Source organism: Clostridium sp. JNZ J1-5, from assembly GCF_053901425.1.
This window is the reverse complement of record NZ_CM132773.1, coordinates 3,106,311-3,122,139: the sequence shown is the minus strand read 5'-3', so window position 1 is coordinate 3,122,139 and position 15,829 is coordinate 3,106,311. Positions and strand designations below refer to the sequence as shown.

The following is a 15,829-nucleotide window of genomic DNA, read 5'->3' as shown; positions in this document are numbered from 1 at the left end:
ATGTTATTACCTCAATATTTTTTCTTCTTATTAAGATTTATTAAATTTACATCCTTAATTTTTGTTTTTACATTAACGTTTATATTAGCGCTAGGATATTCTTCTTTCCAATTTATTTCTTTGTAAGCTTTCGGATTATCTGCTTTAAAGTATCTTGAAAAATCAAATATATCAACTTTTAGCTCCTTTTGAGAACGACTTATAGCATATAAAACCTCTTTTTTTACCTCTTTAGTTATTTCATCTTCCAGTTCTTTTATAATACTTTCATTTAAAAGTTTTGTATAATATTGGTATTGCAGGTAAGAGCTTAATTTTAAATCTATATCTATATTTATTTTTTTATCAATATAACTTGTTTTTATTTTTCTTTTCTGTAGGATAGTTCTTACAGAATAAATTGTATCTTCCTTTCCGATCTTATAAATAGCCTTTGTGCTGGTAGTTTTTTTCGGCAGTAAATATAAAAAACCATTGCAATCATCCCTGTTAATTACTTCTATCATCTTATTATCAGTACTCATTACTGCTAAACCTAAAAAATCTATAGTTTTATCTTGCATTCCAATATAGGGAATAACATAACCTATCTCTTTGTTTTGTATGTCTTCTTGAATTTCCTGAGCTGTTTTATATATAGATTTTCCATTTTTGTACAATTGCCTTATTGTATCTTCTATGGCATATCCAACAGTGGTGTCATTCACTACTTCTTTTTGTAATAATTTTTCTGGAGCTTCTCTACTTATTACAATAGGGAGGGATTTTCTTAGTTCTGTTAAATGGTTAACTCTGTTTATATAGGATTCTATTCCACTTTCAGCATAACTTCTTCCAAAAATTATCACCCTTATGGCTCCTGAAAAATCTTGTAATGGATACTTAAAATCATATTCCTTTTTTGCTTCCTCAAAACTTCTGCCCATGGATACAACTGTATAATTGTTTTTATTTTGTGAACCTCCAATTTTTTCATTTCCACCTTGTGAAAACTTTGCAATCTCACAGGTAAACTGCTTCATATCATCTACTTCATCTACTCCAACTGTAAGTGTAATATTTCTTTTGTTAATGTCTTTATAATCCCAACAACCTGTTAGCAATGAAGATATTATTAACATAATAATTAGTTTAAATTTTCTTTTCATAATATCTCTTTTCTATTGCTCCTTTTTATTGTTAATATTAATTAAATTTACATCGCTAAATTTGGTTTCTATATTTAAATTAATAGTTGCCTTTGGATATTCTTCTTTCCAATTTATTTCTTTATAAGCTTTAGGATTTTGTGCCTTAAAATATTTTGCAAATCCAAATACATCAGATTTATATTCCTTTTGTGAAAGATTTACAGCATATAAAACCTCTTTTTCTACCTCTTTAGCTACCTTATCTTTTAATTCTCTTATAATACCCTCATTTAAAGCTTTTGTTTGGTACTGATATTGAAGTTGCAGAACTAATTTTAAATCTATATCAATATTAATTTTTTTATCATTATAATTTGTTTTTATCTTTCTTTTTTTAAGTTTAGTTCTTACAGAATATATGTTTTCTTTATTTCCAACATCTGAAATAGTTTTCATATCTGTAGCTTTATTTAATAATAAGTATAAAAATCCAAAGCTTTTTTCATTGCTAATTATTCCTATCATTTTATTTTCTTTCATTATTACAAACCCTAAGAATTCTATAGTATTGTTTTCTATCCCCACATAAGGAAGAATATATCCTATATCTTTATTTTGAATATCTGTCTGTACATCCTGTGCTGTTTTATAGATGCATTGGCCATTTTCATTCAATTGCCTTATAGTATCTTCTATGGCATACCCTATTGATATATCATTTGTAACTTGTCTTTGAAATAATTGTTTTGGGGCTTCTCTACTCACTACAATAAGAAGTGATTTTCTTAAATAAGTTAAATGGTTCACTCTATTTATATAGGGTTCTATACCATCTTCAGCATAATTTTTTCCCAAAACCACAACTCTCATAGCCCCTGAAAAATCTTCCTGTGGAGCTGATTCATCAAGTTTTTCTTTAACTTCCTCCAAACTTCTACCTGATGCAGTGTAATAGTAAGTCACAGGTATTTGTATTTTTTCTCCACTCTTTTCTGCTCCAGCTATAAGGCTTGCACTTTCACCATTGAAATCAAATCCATCCTCTGTCTTATCCAAACCAACTGAAAGTCTAATATTCCTTTTATTAACATCTTGATAATCCCAACAACCTGTTAATAATGAAGATAATATTAAAATAATCAGTAACCTATGATACCGTTTTGTCATTCTTCTTCACCTTCATAATTATTAATAAAATACCAGGTATTATAAATGCAGTTAAATAGCCTAAATATCCATTATATTTAAGCAGATTTTCTACATCATTAGTACTTCCAGGAATTTGAGATACAATAAATGCTAAAATTATTACATATATAGTCTTATCTCTACCTTGTGGACCCTTAAAAACTTTGTTTACGCATGTTACTAATCCATATCCCCATAAGCTGACACTACAAAATATATTAAAGGTCCAAATTATTACATATATACCATCAAGTCTTCTGAAGATTTCAAGATATGGTACGTCTACACCCCTTACAATATTAAATAAAGAAGCTTTATATAGCATAACCGTATCTACACCAACAACTGATATAACCGATTCTGCTGCTAGAATATATAATCCTCCTATTAATCCTATAATCCCAGTTGTATACTTAAAAGAATTCTTATTAGTTGTTTTGTTAAAAGGTATAAAAAGCAGCATTTCTATTCCTAAGAAAGCAAATATTAATTTAGGTATTCCAGTTATATATGTTAGCATATCCTCTTTTACAAATGCTGGTCTTAAATTTATAATTTTTCCTTGGGTAAATAAAATAATCCCCATAAAAATATTCCCTACTATATTTATAATTCCATACATTTCGCAAACTCTAGCAATAACATTTAATCCTTTTTTTAAAGCATAGTATACAACTATGAAGAAAAATAAAGCCATGGTCCAGGATGGAGTTTTAGGTAAAATCGTAATGCGCACTGTTTCAGAATATATCCTTGTAATCATAGTAAAAGATACAAAAAAGTAAATAGCATATACGATAAGTACTATGTATGCAAAAAACTTACCCGCCAACATTTTACAGAACTCAAATAAATCTTTTTCTTCAGCTATATATGCAATATAATTTACTGCATATGCAACTGCTATAAACATTAAGGTTAGAATAATTATTGTAACCCATCCTCCTGTTTCTCCTGCATCTGCAGCATCCCTAGGAATGTTTACTACACCAAATCCCACTATTGTGCAGTAAACAATAAAAGCAATTTGCCTATTTGTTAAAGAATTATTCATACCAATGCTCCCTTTAAGTAATTTAATATTAGTTTATCCATTTTTTATTTATAAACACATGTTTTTTACGCTTTAATCTAATTAAGGCTATGTTTTAAGACATTGTAAAAATCAACATTTATTTAAGACAGAGTCTTAAATAGAAATAATAAAATAGTACCTATAAAGTTTTAAACGACTTATAGGTACTACTTCTTGATTTAAAATTTATTTTATTTTTCTGCTCTCTCTACTCTAACTTTTTTCCCTTTTATAGTAGTATCTTTAAGTGCTTCTAAAACTATTTTTCCCTTTCCATCTAATATATCCACATAAGAGAATCCATCCTGCACATCTATAATTCCAATATCTTCTGGTGAAACCCCTTTAATATTAGTTATTGCTCCTACAATATCTCCAGCTCTTATTTTCTTTTTCTTTCCTGCATTTATATAAAGCTTTGTAATTTGTTTATTTAAACTAGCACTTTTATCTAATTTTTCTTTTGGTTTTAATTTAGCTTTTTCTTTTAAGATTCTTTTTCCTCTTTCAACTTCTTCTTCTGAGGGAATCTCTTTTTTAGTTATTCTATATTCTAAATATTCTTCAATAATATTTAAAAATTTAATTTCATAAGGATATACAAAGGTTAGAGCCTTTCCTATTTTCCCAGCTCTACCTGTTCTACCAATTCTATGGACATAGCTTTCCTTCTCTGTTGGAACATCATAATTTATAACATGAGTTATATCTTCTATATGAATTCCTCTAGCAGCCACATCTGTTGCAACTAAAAATTGAAATTCTCCTTTTTTAAATCTTTCCATTGTGTCTATTCTATCTTTTTGCTCCATTCCTCCATGCAATTTACTACAAGAATAATCTCTACTAACCATTTTTTGAAATACTTTATCAACTTCTTCTTTTGTGTTGCAGAATATAATACAGCTTTCTGGCAATTCAGTGCAAATTATTCTATTCAACAAGCTAAACTTTTTGTTAACTTCAGCATCGTAACAAACTTCTTCTATTTTTTCATTTGTAATATTTTGTGAATTAATTTCTATTCTATTAGGGCTATTCATGTATTTATTACATAAGGATTCAATTTCATCACTTATAGTAGCTGAAAATAACATAGTTATCCTATTTTTAGGTAACTTATTAATAACTGCTTCAACTTGTTCTATAAATCCCATATTCAGCATTTTATCTGCTTCATCAATAATTAAATATTTTATATCTTGGAAGTTCACATTTCCTTTTTCTATATGGTCTAATGTTCTGCCTGGTGTCCCAACCACCACATGTACTCTTTGCTTTAATTCCCTAACTTGAATATCCATGGGATGTTTCCCAAAAACAGCTGCACATCTTATTCTCTTCAGTCTTCCTATATTGGATACATCTTCTTTTATCTGTATTGCCAGCTCTCTAGTTGGAGTTAATATTAATGCTTGCGGTTCTCTCTTTTCAATTTTAATCTTTTCACAAATAGGAATAGCAAAAGCTGCAGTTTTTCCACTTCCAGTTTGAGACTTTACGATAATATCCTTATCTTCAATAGCGATAGGAATAACTTTTTCTTGTACTTGAGATGGTTTTTCATATTCTAGCATATGCAGCGCCTTTAATATTTCTTCACTTAAATTAAAATTAATAAAACTTGAATTATTCATATCTTCATACCTCATTTATTGCTGTATTTTATGCCTATATTATAATTTACGTTTCATGTAATTATACTCCATTATCTCATAAACTGCTTAACTTTTATAATTTTTTCTCACACTTATGTAAATTTACTAATAATTTATAGTGGACATCTTCTCTCAGATTCACCTAAATTATCTCTATGTTACTATTCCTCTAATTGATTAAATTGAAATGTTTTACTGATGATAATATAATATAGTCATTATATTAACTTAACTTTCAAATATTAAATAAAGGGGCGATAATATGTTTTCAAAAAAGATAGTAAACAATCTGAGCAAATCATCTTGGATAAGACTTATGTTTGAAGAAGGTGCCAGACTTACTGAAAAATATGGGGCAGAAAATGTATATGACTATAGTCTTGGGAATCCTTATGCAGAACCTCCTGTGGAAGTTCTGGAATCTCTAAAGAAGCATATATTAAATGATGAAAAAGGAATTCATAGGTATATGAACAACGCTGGATATCCAGAGGTTAGAGAAAAAATAGCTTATAAATTACAGAAGGAAAGTGGAGTTGAACTCTCAGCAAATAATATAGTTATGACAGTAGGTGCTGCTGGTGGATTAAATGTAGTTTTAAAGTCGCTTTTAAACCCTGGTGAAGAAGTGATTGTTTTTGCACCATATTTTGTTGAGTACACTTTTTATACTGATAATCATGGTGGAAAAACTGTAGTTGTACCTCCTAACCTTTCAAATTTCGAACCAGATTTAGTTGCTTTTGAAAAAAGTATTACACCAAAAACAAAAGCTATAATAATTAACAATCCTAATAATCCGTCAGGCGTTATATATAGCAAAGAAAAACTTAATGATATTGAAGAAATTATATTAGAAAAGGAAAAAAAATATAATACAAACATCTATATTATTTCTGACCAGCCATACAGTGAAATAATTTATGATGATATTGCACTTCCTAATATACTTTCTATTTTTAAAAATGCTATTATAGTAAATTCCTTTAGTAAATCTTTAGGTCTTGCTGGAGAAAGAATTGGATATATCGCTGTCAGCAGTAAAATTAAGAATAGTGATATTCTTATTTCAGCCCTAAGTTTTTGCAATAGAACTCTTGGATTTGTAAATGCTCCTGGATTATTTCAAAAGGTTGTAGCTGATGCACTAGATGCAAAGGTAGATATTAGCGGCTACAAAATGAGACGGGACTTTCTGTATGAAAATCTTACAAATATAGGATTCCAATGCGTAAAGCCTACAGGAGCATTTTATCTATTTCCAAAAGCATTAATTGATGATGATGTAGAATTTGTTAAGAGAGCTATGAAGTATAATCTACTTCTCGTTCCTGGCAGCGGCTTTGGCTGTCCAGGATATTTTAGAATGTCTTACTGTGTAAAGTTTGATATAATACAAAATTCCATCCCAGCTTTCCAAAAACTAGTTGAAGAGTTCAAATAGTTTTTAAAATTTTAGATTTATTGTGTATTATTTAATACAATGGGGCGCCCCCGGAAATAAATTCCAGAGGGCTGCCCCATTGTATGCTCATATAATTTCCCAAATAGGTGATACTATATTTAAACTTAACATAAATTGAAAGGAGTTTATAATATGGCAATTACTAATAAGGAAAAAACTTTAATTCAAGATAACTTAGTAGCAGAATACTTATGTATAAGAAAATATGAACAATATGCCGCGCTCTCTTCAGACCAACAACTAAAACAAGTATTTACAGACCTTGCAAATAAAGAAAAAGAGCATGCAACTACTTTAAAAAACATACTTACTCAAAATGGTATAAACAATCAAAATTTATTTGAAAGCTACACATCACCCCAAGGCGACTTATCAAATATGCAAAATAGCCTGGGTACTAGTGACGCTCAATTATTAAATGATGCTTTATCTACTGAAAAGCATGTGTCCAGTTCTTATAATAATGCTGTATTAGAATCAGTTGATCCTAATATAAGAAAACAACTTCAGCATATTCAGCAAGAAGAACAGGGTCACGCTGAAACACTATTTAATGCAATGAAATCAAGAGGATGGTACAATGTAGAATAGCAATAATCATTGTCAATTTGGCAAATGTAAACATAATATAAAGTAAAACTAAAGATTTAGATAGTGCTACTACTCTATCTAAATCTTTAACTAAATTAATTGGACTAGCATTTTTATGTATATCATAATAAAGTTAATCCTGGTTTAGGAGGAAAGTATATGGAAAATCTTAAAATTTCAGAAATTGCCAAAGCTATAGACGGTGAATTAGTAAATTGCAAGGAAGATATTAATATAAACGATATTGCTATTAAAAGTTGGAAAGTTAAATCTAATGACCTATATATAGCATTAGTTGATAAGGGCTCAGACCCTAGCGAACCTGTAAAAGTAGCTCTAGAGAATGGGGCTATTGCAGTCATTGTTCCGAAAAAAACTGATTTTAGCATACCTCAGATAGTAGTTGGTGATACTTGGTCTGCTTTATATTCCTTAGCAAAATATTATAAGAATATCTTTAACCTACCTACTATAATGGTTACAGGAAGTTCTGGAAAAACAAGCACAAAAGATATGGTAACCTCAGTTTTAAGAGAAAAATATAAAGTTCACAAAACACAACAAAATAATAATAGTAACCTAGGTGTACCTTATACAATTTTTCATATGAAAGGCATTCATGAAATATCTGTTTTAGAAGTTGGAATGGACAATTTTGGTCAAATAAAAAGTATGGCTGATTTAGTTAGACCTAAAATAGCTATAATGACAAATATAGGGACAGCCCATATTCAAAACTTAAAAACAAAAGAAAATATTCTTAAGGCTAAAATGGAAATAACAGAATACTTTAATGAAAACAATATATTAATAATTAATAACGACGATGAATATCTTTCAAGAATAAAAGATAAACCGTATAAAATAATAAGAATATCTACCTATGGAAAAGGAGACTACAATGCCTTTGATATAGTGAACTTAGGTGAAGCTGGAGTCCAATTTAAATGCAAATACAGAGATGAAATACTTCTTCTAAGAACTAACGCTGTGGGTATTCATAATGTATATAATGCTCTAGCTGCTATAGCAGTAGCAGACTTGTTTGATTTAGATGGTGGTGAAATACAAAGAGGCATTCTAAAATATAAATCTAGTCAAATGAGAATGAATATAATACGCCTTGAGGATCATATAACATTGTTAGAAGATTGTTATAATGCTAATCCTGACTCTATGAAATATGCTATAGATGTACTTTACTCTTTCAATGATGGCAGAAAAATAGCTGTTCTTGGTGATATGCTAGAGCTGGGAGAGTACAGTAAAATATCCCATGAAAATATTGGTAACTACTTGATAGACAAATGTGATGTTTTAGTAGCCGTTGGAAATGAGGCTAAATATATTTATGATAAAGCAAATTCCCGTATTACAAGCAAGCATTTTACATCTAAAGAAGACGCTTGTAGATACCTAGAAAAGACTATAAAATCTAATGATGTTATTCTTATAAAAGCTTCAAGAGGTATGGAAATGGAAGAGATAGTAGAATATCTAACCGCTAATAAAAAAACAATAGTATAATTAACTGTATAAATAAAAAATACTGTAGTAGATTTATAATTAAATAAATTCATTACAGTATTTTTATATAATATTTAATTTTAAGCCTGCAAAAACTTCATTCTACATAAATTCAATCATTAAAACCTACTAAATACCTTGCATATTCAAATATAGCTAGGTTTTGAGGAGGTATTCCGTCAAAATCATCATATCCTTCCACAAGATCTTTATCAGGTTTTGTATTTGCTTCTATAAACCATAGCTTACCATCTATATCTATAGCCATATCCATTCCAATCTCACCAAAGGAACCAAAAGCTTTTTCAATATATTCCGCAATCATAATAGTAGATTCTTCAATCTGTTTTTCACTTGGTATTTTATCTTCACCATAGAAATCTATTAAATCATTATACATATTTTCATAAAGTTCAAGTCCTCCTCCTGCACAATAATTTGTAATAGTGTAGTTAGCTTTTGCAATTCTACTCCAATTGCTTATAACTCTCCATTTCCCCTGATTATTTTTTATAGTAAGCAGCCTCATGTCAAAGACTTGACCTTTGTATTTTAGCAGCCTAATTCCCTCTTGAATTATAAATTGCCTTCCTTCTGTAAAATTTTCTACATAATCTCTTACTTCATTAATTTCTTTTAGATCTAGTTCTTTTAACCCTCCAGAATAGAATATAAGTTTATATTCTTCATTTTCCTTTTCTATAGATAATACCTGTTTTCCACCACTTCCAAGGGAAGCTTTTATAAAAACAAAATCATATTGCTTTAACATTATAATTACGTCGTTAAAACTTGTATAATTTATTGTTTTCGGGAAAAATTTATTGATTTCAGGGTATTTAAATAGCTTTTCATATGTTTCTTTTTTTGATAAATAGTTTCGTCTGTTTATTATTTTCATATTAGGATAATTTTTAAGTCTTTTTCGTATTTCTTTAACTAGCTGCTTTTCTTCCTGCTCAAATCCAACTCCTCTATCATAAATTACATCTGGCATAGGAAACCATCCATTAGCCCACTCTTCTGATGATGGCAATAAAGTATATCCCTTTATTCTTTTTTCATTCCAATCTATACTTTCTGTAGAAAAATAATAGCATAAGCAGTTTTGAGATATTGCTCCTCTAGCATGATGTTTTGGTGCAGATCCATCTTCATATAGCGGAAAATTGTAATGATTTATAAATATTCCTACTATAGGACCTAGATATATATTCTGATTTTCTTTTTTTATATTTAAATCTAGTTCATCTACTAAATATAATTTGTCAAATATATTATCTGGAATCATTATAGTATTTACTTCATTTTCTAATACTTTAATAAATGAATAATAATTAAGTTGTCCAACATGAATATTATACTCTGCTTTATCTGATAAATTTAATTTATCAAATATATCCCTAGAAATTAAACATTTATCATTATATTTATCATCAGATAATCTATTTACCTTAACTTTCATAAAATTCACCTCAACTTTAAACTATTAACATACTCTATGAATTTTTCCATAGATATTTTCCATATTCTAAAGGATTTAAAAAAGATTTTTTTATAGTTTCATTATCATAGGATAAATAAACAGTGTCTTTTCCTGGTTTTGCATTGCATTCTATAAACCACACTCTCCAATTTTTATCTATAGCAAAATCAATTCCTAATTCACCAAAGTTTCCATATTCATTTTCTATACATTTAAAATAAGAAAATAAAAATGTTTTTAGTCTTTCTTTTAATCCATTGATTTGCCCATCTGAGTAATTAAAAAACTTTTTAAAGAAATCCTCTAATGTATATACTGAAGAACCAGATCTTGTACTTGTAATTGGACATTCGGCTTTTCCTATTCTAACAGGGAAAGCCGTTGCTTCCATTTTGCCTTCACTGTTTTTTTGTACTGTAGCTCTCATATCTACATTACCCCCATCAATTTGCAACAAATCAATAGCACTCTGTATTATTACTTTCTTTCCCTGAAAAATATTTTCTATTTCTTTTATCAATTCATCAAATGAATTTAGATTATATTTAAATAACTTTTTAAAAAAATGACTTAATTCATATTTATTTTCTGAAAGTTTAACTACTCTCGCAACTCCTACACCGTTGTTACCGACACAATCTTTCATATATACAACAGAACTTTTTCCAGCATACTTTCTAAATTTTCAGGTTTATTATACAAAATTGTTAATGGCATCCACTCTCCTACATTCGTGTATTCTTTAAGCCTCTCATAAACATCCCACTTATCGAAAAAATATCTAGGGTTAATTTTAATTAGCTCTTTATTCTTTTCTAGTTCTTTTCTAATATAGTCTGATATTAAACTTTGGGACTTTAGTGTACCTCCTCCCCTATCATATAATATATCTGGATAAGGAAAATAGGTCCTTTCCCACTGCATATTTTCATAATTATAATAGGTTCCAAGGATTTTCTTGCAAGCAAAATCTACATCTTTTATAGAAAAATAGTATACTATTGTATTTGCAATTTCATTAGCTTTCATAGTTTCTATCCATCTAAAATTAGGATTTTGAGCATTTGCTTTTCTTACTTGTCCATTACTAATAAAAATTCCTATTACTGGACCAATGCAAATTTTATTATCTTTTATGACTAAATTAGTTATCTTATTATTAGATAATCCCATATATTCCTGAAGTTTTGATGAAAGCTCTAAAGTATCTTTAGTATGATTAGGTCTACATTCTACTTTCACTTCTAAATTTCCAACTTTAAAATTTACTTGGAGTTCACTATTTAGTTGCTGGTATATTTCATCTGGTAAACCTATACTGTGCTCTTCCCAGGAATTTTCTTCATAACTTCTTATAATTATATTCCACATCTCTTTATTCATTTTTTCATTCTCCTTTTACTTAAAGTTAAGTAAACTCAAAATTCATCTATAAATAGGGATATTTTTAGTAAATTTACATTATTATTTTTTACTCACTACTATAATATTCCCAGTTTATGCTTTAGTGAAGGCAATAAAAACTTTTATTGCTAATTCAGTACAATATCAATTTTAAAACATAATATGGTAATAGAAATCCTTAAATAAAAGTAAACATTCAATAAATTATAGCAAAATTAGGAGGTAACGTATGTCTGAATATGAAATCAAGAAAAACATTTCATTAAAACGAGCTGATGAATTAAAAAATAGAATATCAGATTATCTATCAATAAAAGATACTATTCCAAGGGGAATGTCATCAATTCAAGAAGAGAAAATAGAGGCTAAAAGAAACAAAATACTCCATGTGTTAAATGCAACTATAGAAGATTGGAAAGATTGGAAGTGGCAATTAAAAAATAGGATATCTAATATAGAATTATTGTCACAAATAATCAGCTTAAGCGATACAGAGATAGATCACATAAGAAAAGTAGAGAAGAACTTTAGATGGGGTATTTCACCATATTATGCTTCTTTAATTGACGATGAGGACAAATTAAATCCTGTTAAGCTTCAATCTATCCCAAATATATTGGAGCTTAATCCTGGTGGATGTCTTGATCCTATGGCAGAAGAATATACCAGCCCTGCTGCTGCAATTACAAGAAGATACCCTGATAGACTTATAATAAATGTAACCAATGTATGTCCTTCCTTTTGCAGACACTGCCAAAGACGAAGGAATATAGGAACTTTTGATAAAACTAAGCCAAAATGTGTTATTGAAGAATCCATTGAATATATTAGAAATAACCCCGAGATAAGAGACGTTTTAGTTACTGGTGGAGATGCACTTATGTTATCTGATAACATGCTAGATTGGTTACTTGGAGAACTCCACAATATTCCCACAGTAGAGTATATTAGACTAGGTACAAGGGTACTTGTAACTATGCCTCAGAGAATTACTGAAAGCCTTTTGAACATCCTAAAAAAATATCCTCCTATTTATATTAATACCCAATTCAATCATCCTCTTGAAATAACAAGAGAAGCTAAAGAAGCCTGTGATAAACTATCTAATATAGGAATACCACTAGGCAATCAAGCTGTATTATTAAATGGAATAAACAATGATAAATATATAATGCGTCTTTTAAACCAAGAACTTCTTAAATGTAGAGTTAGACCTTACTACATGTTCCATAGTAAAAATGTAGTAGGAACTACACATTTTAATACCTCTATAGATGATGGTATAGAAATAATGGAGTACCTAAGAGGATATACTTCTGGAATGGCTATCCCAGCATATATAATAAATGCTCCAAATGGCAATGGAAAAACTCCTATATTGCCTGAATACATTATCTCCAGAGGTAAAAATTATATCAAGCTAAGAACTTGGGAAGATAAAATATTTGATTACCCTAATTATCCTACTGAAGATTTACAGAAATTTTTAAACGAATATAGTGATTAAACTGAAAAAATCCCTAGTTTTATAACTTATGGATTTTTCTTATTATCTTTTATTAGTATTTAATTTTATAGCTATATTTCTTCATCAACTTCCTCTTTTTTATCTTTAACTTTCATATACACATAAAATGGTATACCTAAAAGCATCATTATAAACCCATACATTACAATAGTTGCTCCTGTGCCATAAATTGCATATATAGAGTAAGCAAAGGCTACCAGTGCAATGAAAGAACTTTTTATAAAATAGAACAAATTAAAATCTTTAGACTTCTTTACCAAAAGCTTCATCTCTGCTGCTGCTGTAAAGGTATAGACTGGAATAATTGATAAAGTTGAAAGCAATAATATAAAATTAAAAGCTGAAGTAAGACTACTTATATAATTAGTTATTAATAAAAGATTAGTACCTATGCTAGCTATTATTATAGAAGTATACGGAGTTTTATATTTAGGATGAATTTTACTAAATATGCTTGGAAACAATTTATCTTCTGCCGCTGCAAAAGAAGACCTACCTGATATTAGAATCCATCCTGAAATAGTTCCAAGAGTTGAAACTATTGCTCCAAAAGCTATAAAAGGGCCTCCCCAACTTCCACCAGTTGCCGCATTTATAATATTTGCAAGGGGTGCGTTAGAACCTGCTAATTTATCTTGTGACATAGCTCCAATAGCTAGTACACTAATTAAAATATATATAGCAGCAGTTACTATAGTTCCATATATAGTGCTTATCTTTATATTTCTTTCTGGATTCTTAATTTCTCCAGCCGGAACAGTAGCACTCTCTATTCCTAGAAATGACCATAGAGTTATACTAACTGCTGCTGGAATTGTAGATAAACCTTTTAATTCTGGAGATGACACAGTGCTAAAGTTACTTTCCTGAAAGTGTGTTGCTGCTATAATTACAAATACTATCAATGGAATTATCTTAAATATAGTAGTCACTATACCTGTAATTCCAGCTTGCTTTACTCCTTTTACATTTATAATAGTAAATATCCAAAGTATTGATGATGAAATCAAAAATGCTAATAATCTACTTTCTCCAAGTATAGGGAAAAAGTAACTTAAATAACTAGTTGCAGCTGTTATAATTGCTGCATCACCAACCCATATACCTATCCAATATAGCCATGCTACTAAAAAAGCAGCAAATTCTCCAAAAGCAGCTTTAGTATATACTATTGGCCCTCCTGTCTTTGGCATTGCCATACCAAGCTTTGCAAAGCTTAGTGCTAAGAAAATGGAACCAATAGAAGTAATAATCCAAGCGATAATAGTAGCTTTTGGACTTGATGCTGCTGCAAGCCCCTGTGGTGCCATAAAAATTCCTGACCCTATGGTATTGCCCACTACAATGGCTATTGCAGCAAAAAGTCCTAAATCTCTTTTTAATGTCACTGGTCCATCTGTATCTTTATAATTCTTCATTTTATCACATCCAATTTAGAATATATTTTATTAAATTTTTAGCTAAATTTTTCTCTGTATTAATATATGTTGTATTCTTTCTAGTGTGTCCAATTTATTCTTTATATTTATTTATCTTATTTGTAGCTAAATATATTGCATATTTAAAAATTGATAAAGCTTGAGGTAAAATTTTATATTGATTTTTAGTACTTATATTTCTATATTTTTCTGGTTTTGTATTTGCCCCTAAAAACCATATCTTATCATCCTCATCTATTGCTATGTTTATTTCCATTTCTCCAAAGTGTCCAAATTCCCATTCAATAAACTCACCTATTTTACACACTATCTCTGAAAATTCACTTTCACTAAAACTTTCCCATTTTCCTTCTTGATTTTTAATAATTAATACTTTTAAATTTCCTTTTTCATCATTACATTTTATTCCCTGTTGTACCATAAAACTAGTTTTACCTTCTTTTTTGCTGACATACTTTTCTATAGCACCTCTAATTTTCTCTATTTTATCTATAAGTGTAATTTTATATTTGCATGTATTAAACTGAAGTTTATATTTTTCACCTTCTTTTTCTATAGACAATACTTCATCTTCATGGCTTTCCTTTGAAGGCTTAAAGAATACATAATTAAACTTTTCAAGCATATATGAAACGTCATCAAAACTTTTATAGTAAATAGTTTCAGGTAAATAAAAATTATTTTCACTGTATTTCAACAAGCTTTTGTATAATAAATATTTATTTAAAGTTTCATTAGAATTAATAAATTCTATACTAAAAAAATTTTTAAATTGTCTTCGAACCTTATTGGATTCATTTGTATCATTAGGATTGTCAAATGGATCTCTATCGTATATAACATCTGGCATTGGAAGCCATAATTCTTGCCAATAATTCAACCTTTTTACGAAAGTATAACCTTTAATTTTTTTATTTTCCCAATCAATGTTGTCATTGGAAAAGCAATAACTTAAACAATTTACGTAGGGACTTGCATTTTTTATATAATCTACAATACTAACTGATATCTTATTGTTTTTTATTAATTTAAAGCTACTTTTACTCATATAGATTGCTACTACAGGTCCTAGATATAGATGATTATCCTTTTTCCACATATTTAAAGAAAGATTTTTATGAAGAAAAAAATAGTCATATAAAAATTTTGGAAAATAAATACAACTATTGCTATCATCTGTTGACTTTATTGAACAACTATTACTAAATTGCCCTAAATGAATTATATATTTATCTCTAGTATCTATTTTCAGGGCATCATATATGTCCTTGCTAAAATAACATACATTATTTTCTCTATCACTATATATTTTTTGCACTTGAATCTTCAAAAAATCAC

At 28.8% G+C, this 15,829-nt stretch carries 11 protein-coding genes and 1 pseudogene; 4 read left to right on the top strand and 8 right to left on the bottom strand.

What is annotated here, in order from left to right; genetic code table 11:
* Nucleotides 1-11: 11 nt before the first annotated feature.
* The 4 genes from ACWW38_RS14985 to ACWW38_RS14970 all read right to left on the bottom strand — a co-directional run bounded on the left by ACWW38_RS14985 (nt 12) and on the right by ACWW38_RS14970 (nt 5,030).
* Nucleotides 12-1,148 carry a Ger(x)C family spore germination protein gene (locus ACWW38_RS14985; RefSeq protein WP_456258333.1) on the bottom strand — a complete coding sequence of 379 codons (1,137 nt, stop codon included), beginning with the start codon at nt 1,146-1,148 and terminating at the stop codon, nt 12-14.
* 12 nt (nt 1,149-1,160) lie between these two features.
* Nucleotides 1,161-2,297 carry a Ger(x)C family spore germination protein gene (locus ACWW38_RS14980; RefSeq protein WP_456258332.1) on the bottom strand — a complete coding sequence of 379 codons (1,137 nt, stop codon included), beginning with the start codon at nt 2,295-2,297 and terminating at the stop codon, nt 1,161-1,163.
* Nucleotides 2,278-3,372, bottom strand: a complete 1,095-nt coding sequence (locus tag ACWW38_RS14975; RefSeq protein WP_456258331.1) for a GerAB/ArcD/ProY family transporter — start codon at nt 3,370-3,372, stop codon at nt 2,278-2,280. Before ACWW38_RS14975 ends, ACWW38_RS14980 begins: the two co-directional genes overlap by 20 nt.
* 212 nt (nt 3,373-3,584) lie before the next feature.
* A complete protein-coding gene (locus ACWW38_RS14970) occupies nt 3,585-5,030 on the bottom strand; it encodes a DEAD/DEAH box helicase (protein ID WP_456258330.1) in 1,446 nt (481 codons plus the stop codon).
* 283 nt (nt 5,031-5,313) lie between these two features.
* Between ACWW38_RS14970 and ACWW38_RS14965 the strand changes: the two genes are divergently transcribed.
* The 3 genes from ACWW38_RS14965 to ACWW38_RS14955 all read left to right on the top strand — a co-directional run bounded on the left by ACWW38_RS14965 (nt 5,314) and on the right by ACWW38_RS14955 (nt 8,634).
* Nucleotides 5,314-6,495, top strand: a complete 1,182-nt coding sequence (locus ACWW38_RS14965) for a pyridoxal phosphate-dependent aminotransferase (RefSeq protein WP_456258329.1) — start codon at nt 5,314-5,316, stop codon at nt 6,493-6,495.
* Between the two features lie 153 nt (nt 6,496-6,648).
* A complete protein-coding gene (locus ACWW38_RS14960) occupies nt 6,649-7,107 on the top strand; it encodes a spore coat protein (RefSeq protein ID WP_456258328.1) in 459 nt (152 codons plus the stop codon).
* A 159-nt stretch (nt 7,108-7,266) separates the two neighbouring features.
* Nucleotides 7,267-8,634 carry a UDP-N-acetylmuramoyl-tripeptide--D-alanyl-D-alanine ligase gene (locus ACWW38_RS14955; RefSeq protein WP_456258327.1) on the top strand — a complete coding sequence of 456 codons (1,368 nt, stop codon included), beginning with the start codon at nt 7,267-7,269 and terminating at the stop codon, nt 8,632-8,634.
* A gap of 112 nt (nt 8,635-8,746) precedes the next feature.
* Here the strand turns inward: ACWW38_RS14955 and ACWW38_RS14950 are convergent, their stop codons facing one another.
* Together ACWW38_RS14950 and ACWW38_RS14945 are read right to left on the bottom strand one after the other, a co-directional pair.
* Nucleotides 8,747-10,099, bottom strand: coding sequence for a YheC/YheD family endospore coat-associated protein (locus ACWW38_RS14950; protein WP_456258326.1), 1,353 nt, complete (start codon nt 10,097-10,099; stop codon nt 8,747-8,749).
* 34 nt (nt 10,100-10,133) lie between these two features.
* Nucleotides 10,134-11,044, bottom strand: a pseudogene (locus ACWW38_RS14945) (YheC/YheD family protein).
* A gap of 709 nt (nt 11,045-11,753) precedes the next feature.
* On the opposite strand from ACWW38_RS14945, the gene eam reads away from it, so the two are divergent.
* Nucleotides 11,754-13,031, top strand: a complete 1,278-nt coding sequence (gene eam, locus ACWW38_RS14940; RefSeq protein WP_456258325.1) for a glutamate 2,3-aminomutase — start codon at nt 11,754-11,756, stop codon at nt 13,029-13,031.
* Nucleotides 13,032-13,102: 71 nt separating this feature from the next.
* On the opposite strand, the gene ACWW38_RS14935 is transcribed toward eam, so the two are convergent.
* Together ACWW38_RS14935 and ACWW38_RS14930 are read right to left on the bottom strand one after the other, a co-directional pair.
* Complete coding sequence (locus ACWW38_RS14935) at nt 13,103-14,470, bottom strand: amino acid permease (protein ID WP_456258324.1); 1,368 nt, start codon at nt 14,468-14,470, stop codon at nt 13,103-13,105.
* A gap of 94 nt (nt 14,471-14,564) precedes the next feature.
* Nucleotides 14,565-15,821 carry a YheC/YheD family protein gene (locus tag ACWW38_RS14930; RefSeq protein ID WP_456258323.1) on the bottom strand — a complete coding sequence of 419 codons (1,257 nt, stop codon included), beginning with the start codon at nt 15,819-15,821 and terminating at the stop codon, nt 14,565-14,567.
* Between the last annotated feature and the right edge of the window lie 8 nt (nt 15,822-15,829).

Coding starts and splice junctions, on each gene's coding strand:
- ACWW38_RS14985 (WP_456258333.1), bottom strand. CDS start 1,148: ATGAAAAGAAAATTTAAACTAATTATTATGTTAATAATATCTTCATTG.
- ACWW38_RS14980 (WP_456258332.1), bottom strand. CDS start 2,297: ATGACAAAACGGTATCATAGGTTACTGATTATTTTAATATTATCTTCA.
- ACWW38_RS14975 (WP_456258331.1), bottom strand. CDS start 3,372: ATGAATAATTCTTTAACAAATAGGCAAATTGCTTTTATTGTTTACTGC.
- ACWW38_RS14970 (WP_456258330.1), bottom strand. CDS start 5,030: ATGAATAATTCAAGTTTTATTAATTTTAATTTAAGTGAAGAAATATTA.
- ACWW38_RS14965 (WP_456258329.1), top strand. CDS start 5,314: ATGTTTTCAAAAAAGATAGTAAACAATCTGAGCAAATCATCTTGGATA.
- ACWW38_RS14960 (WP_456258328.1), top strand. CDS start 6,649: ATGGCAATTACTAATAAGGAAAAAACTTTAATTCAAGATAACTTAGTA.
- ACWW38_RS14955 (WP_456258327.1), top strand. CDS start 7,267: ATGGAAAATCTTAAAATTTCAGAAATTGCCAAAGCTATAGACGGTGAA.
- ACWW38_RS14950 (WP_456258326.1), bottom strand. CDS start 10,099: ATGAAAGTTAAGGTAAATAGATTATCTGATGATAAATATAATGATAAA.
- eam (WP_456258325.1), top strand. CDS start 11,754: ATGTCTGAATATGAAATCAAGAAAAACATTTCATTAAAACGAGCTGAT.
- ACWW38_RS14935 (WP_456258324.1), bottom strand. CDS start 14,470: ATGAAGAATTATAAAGATACAGATGGACCAGTGACATTAAAAAGAGAT.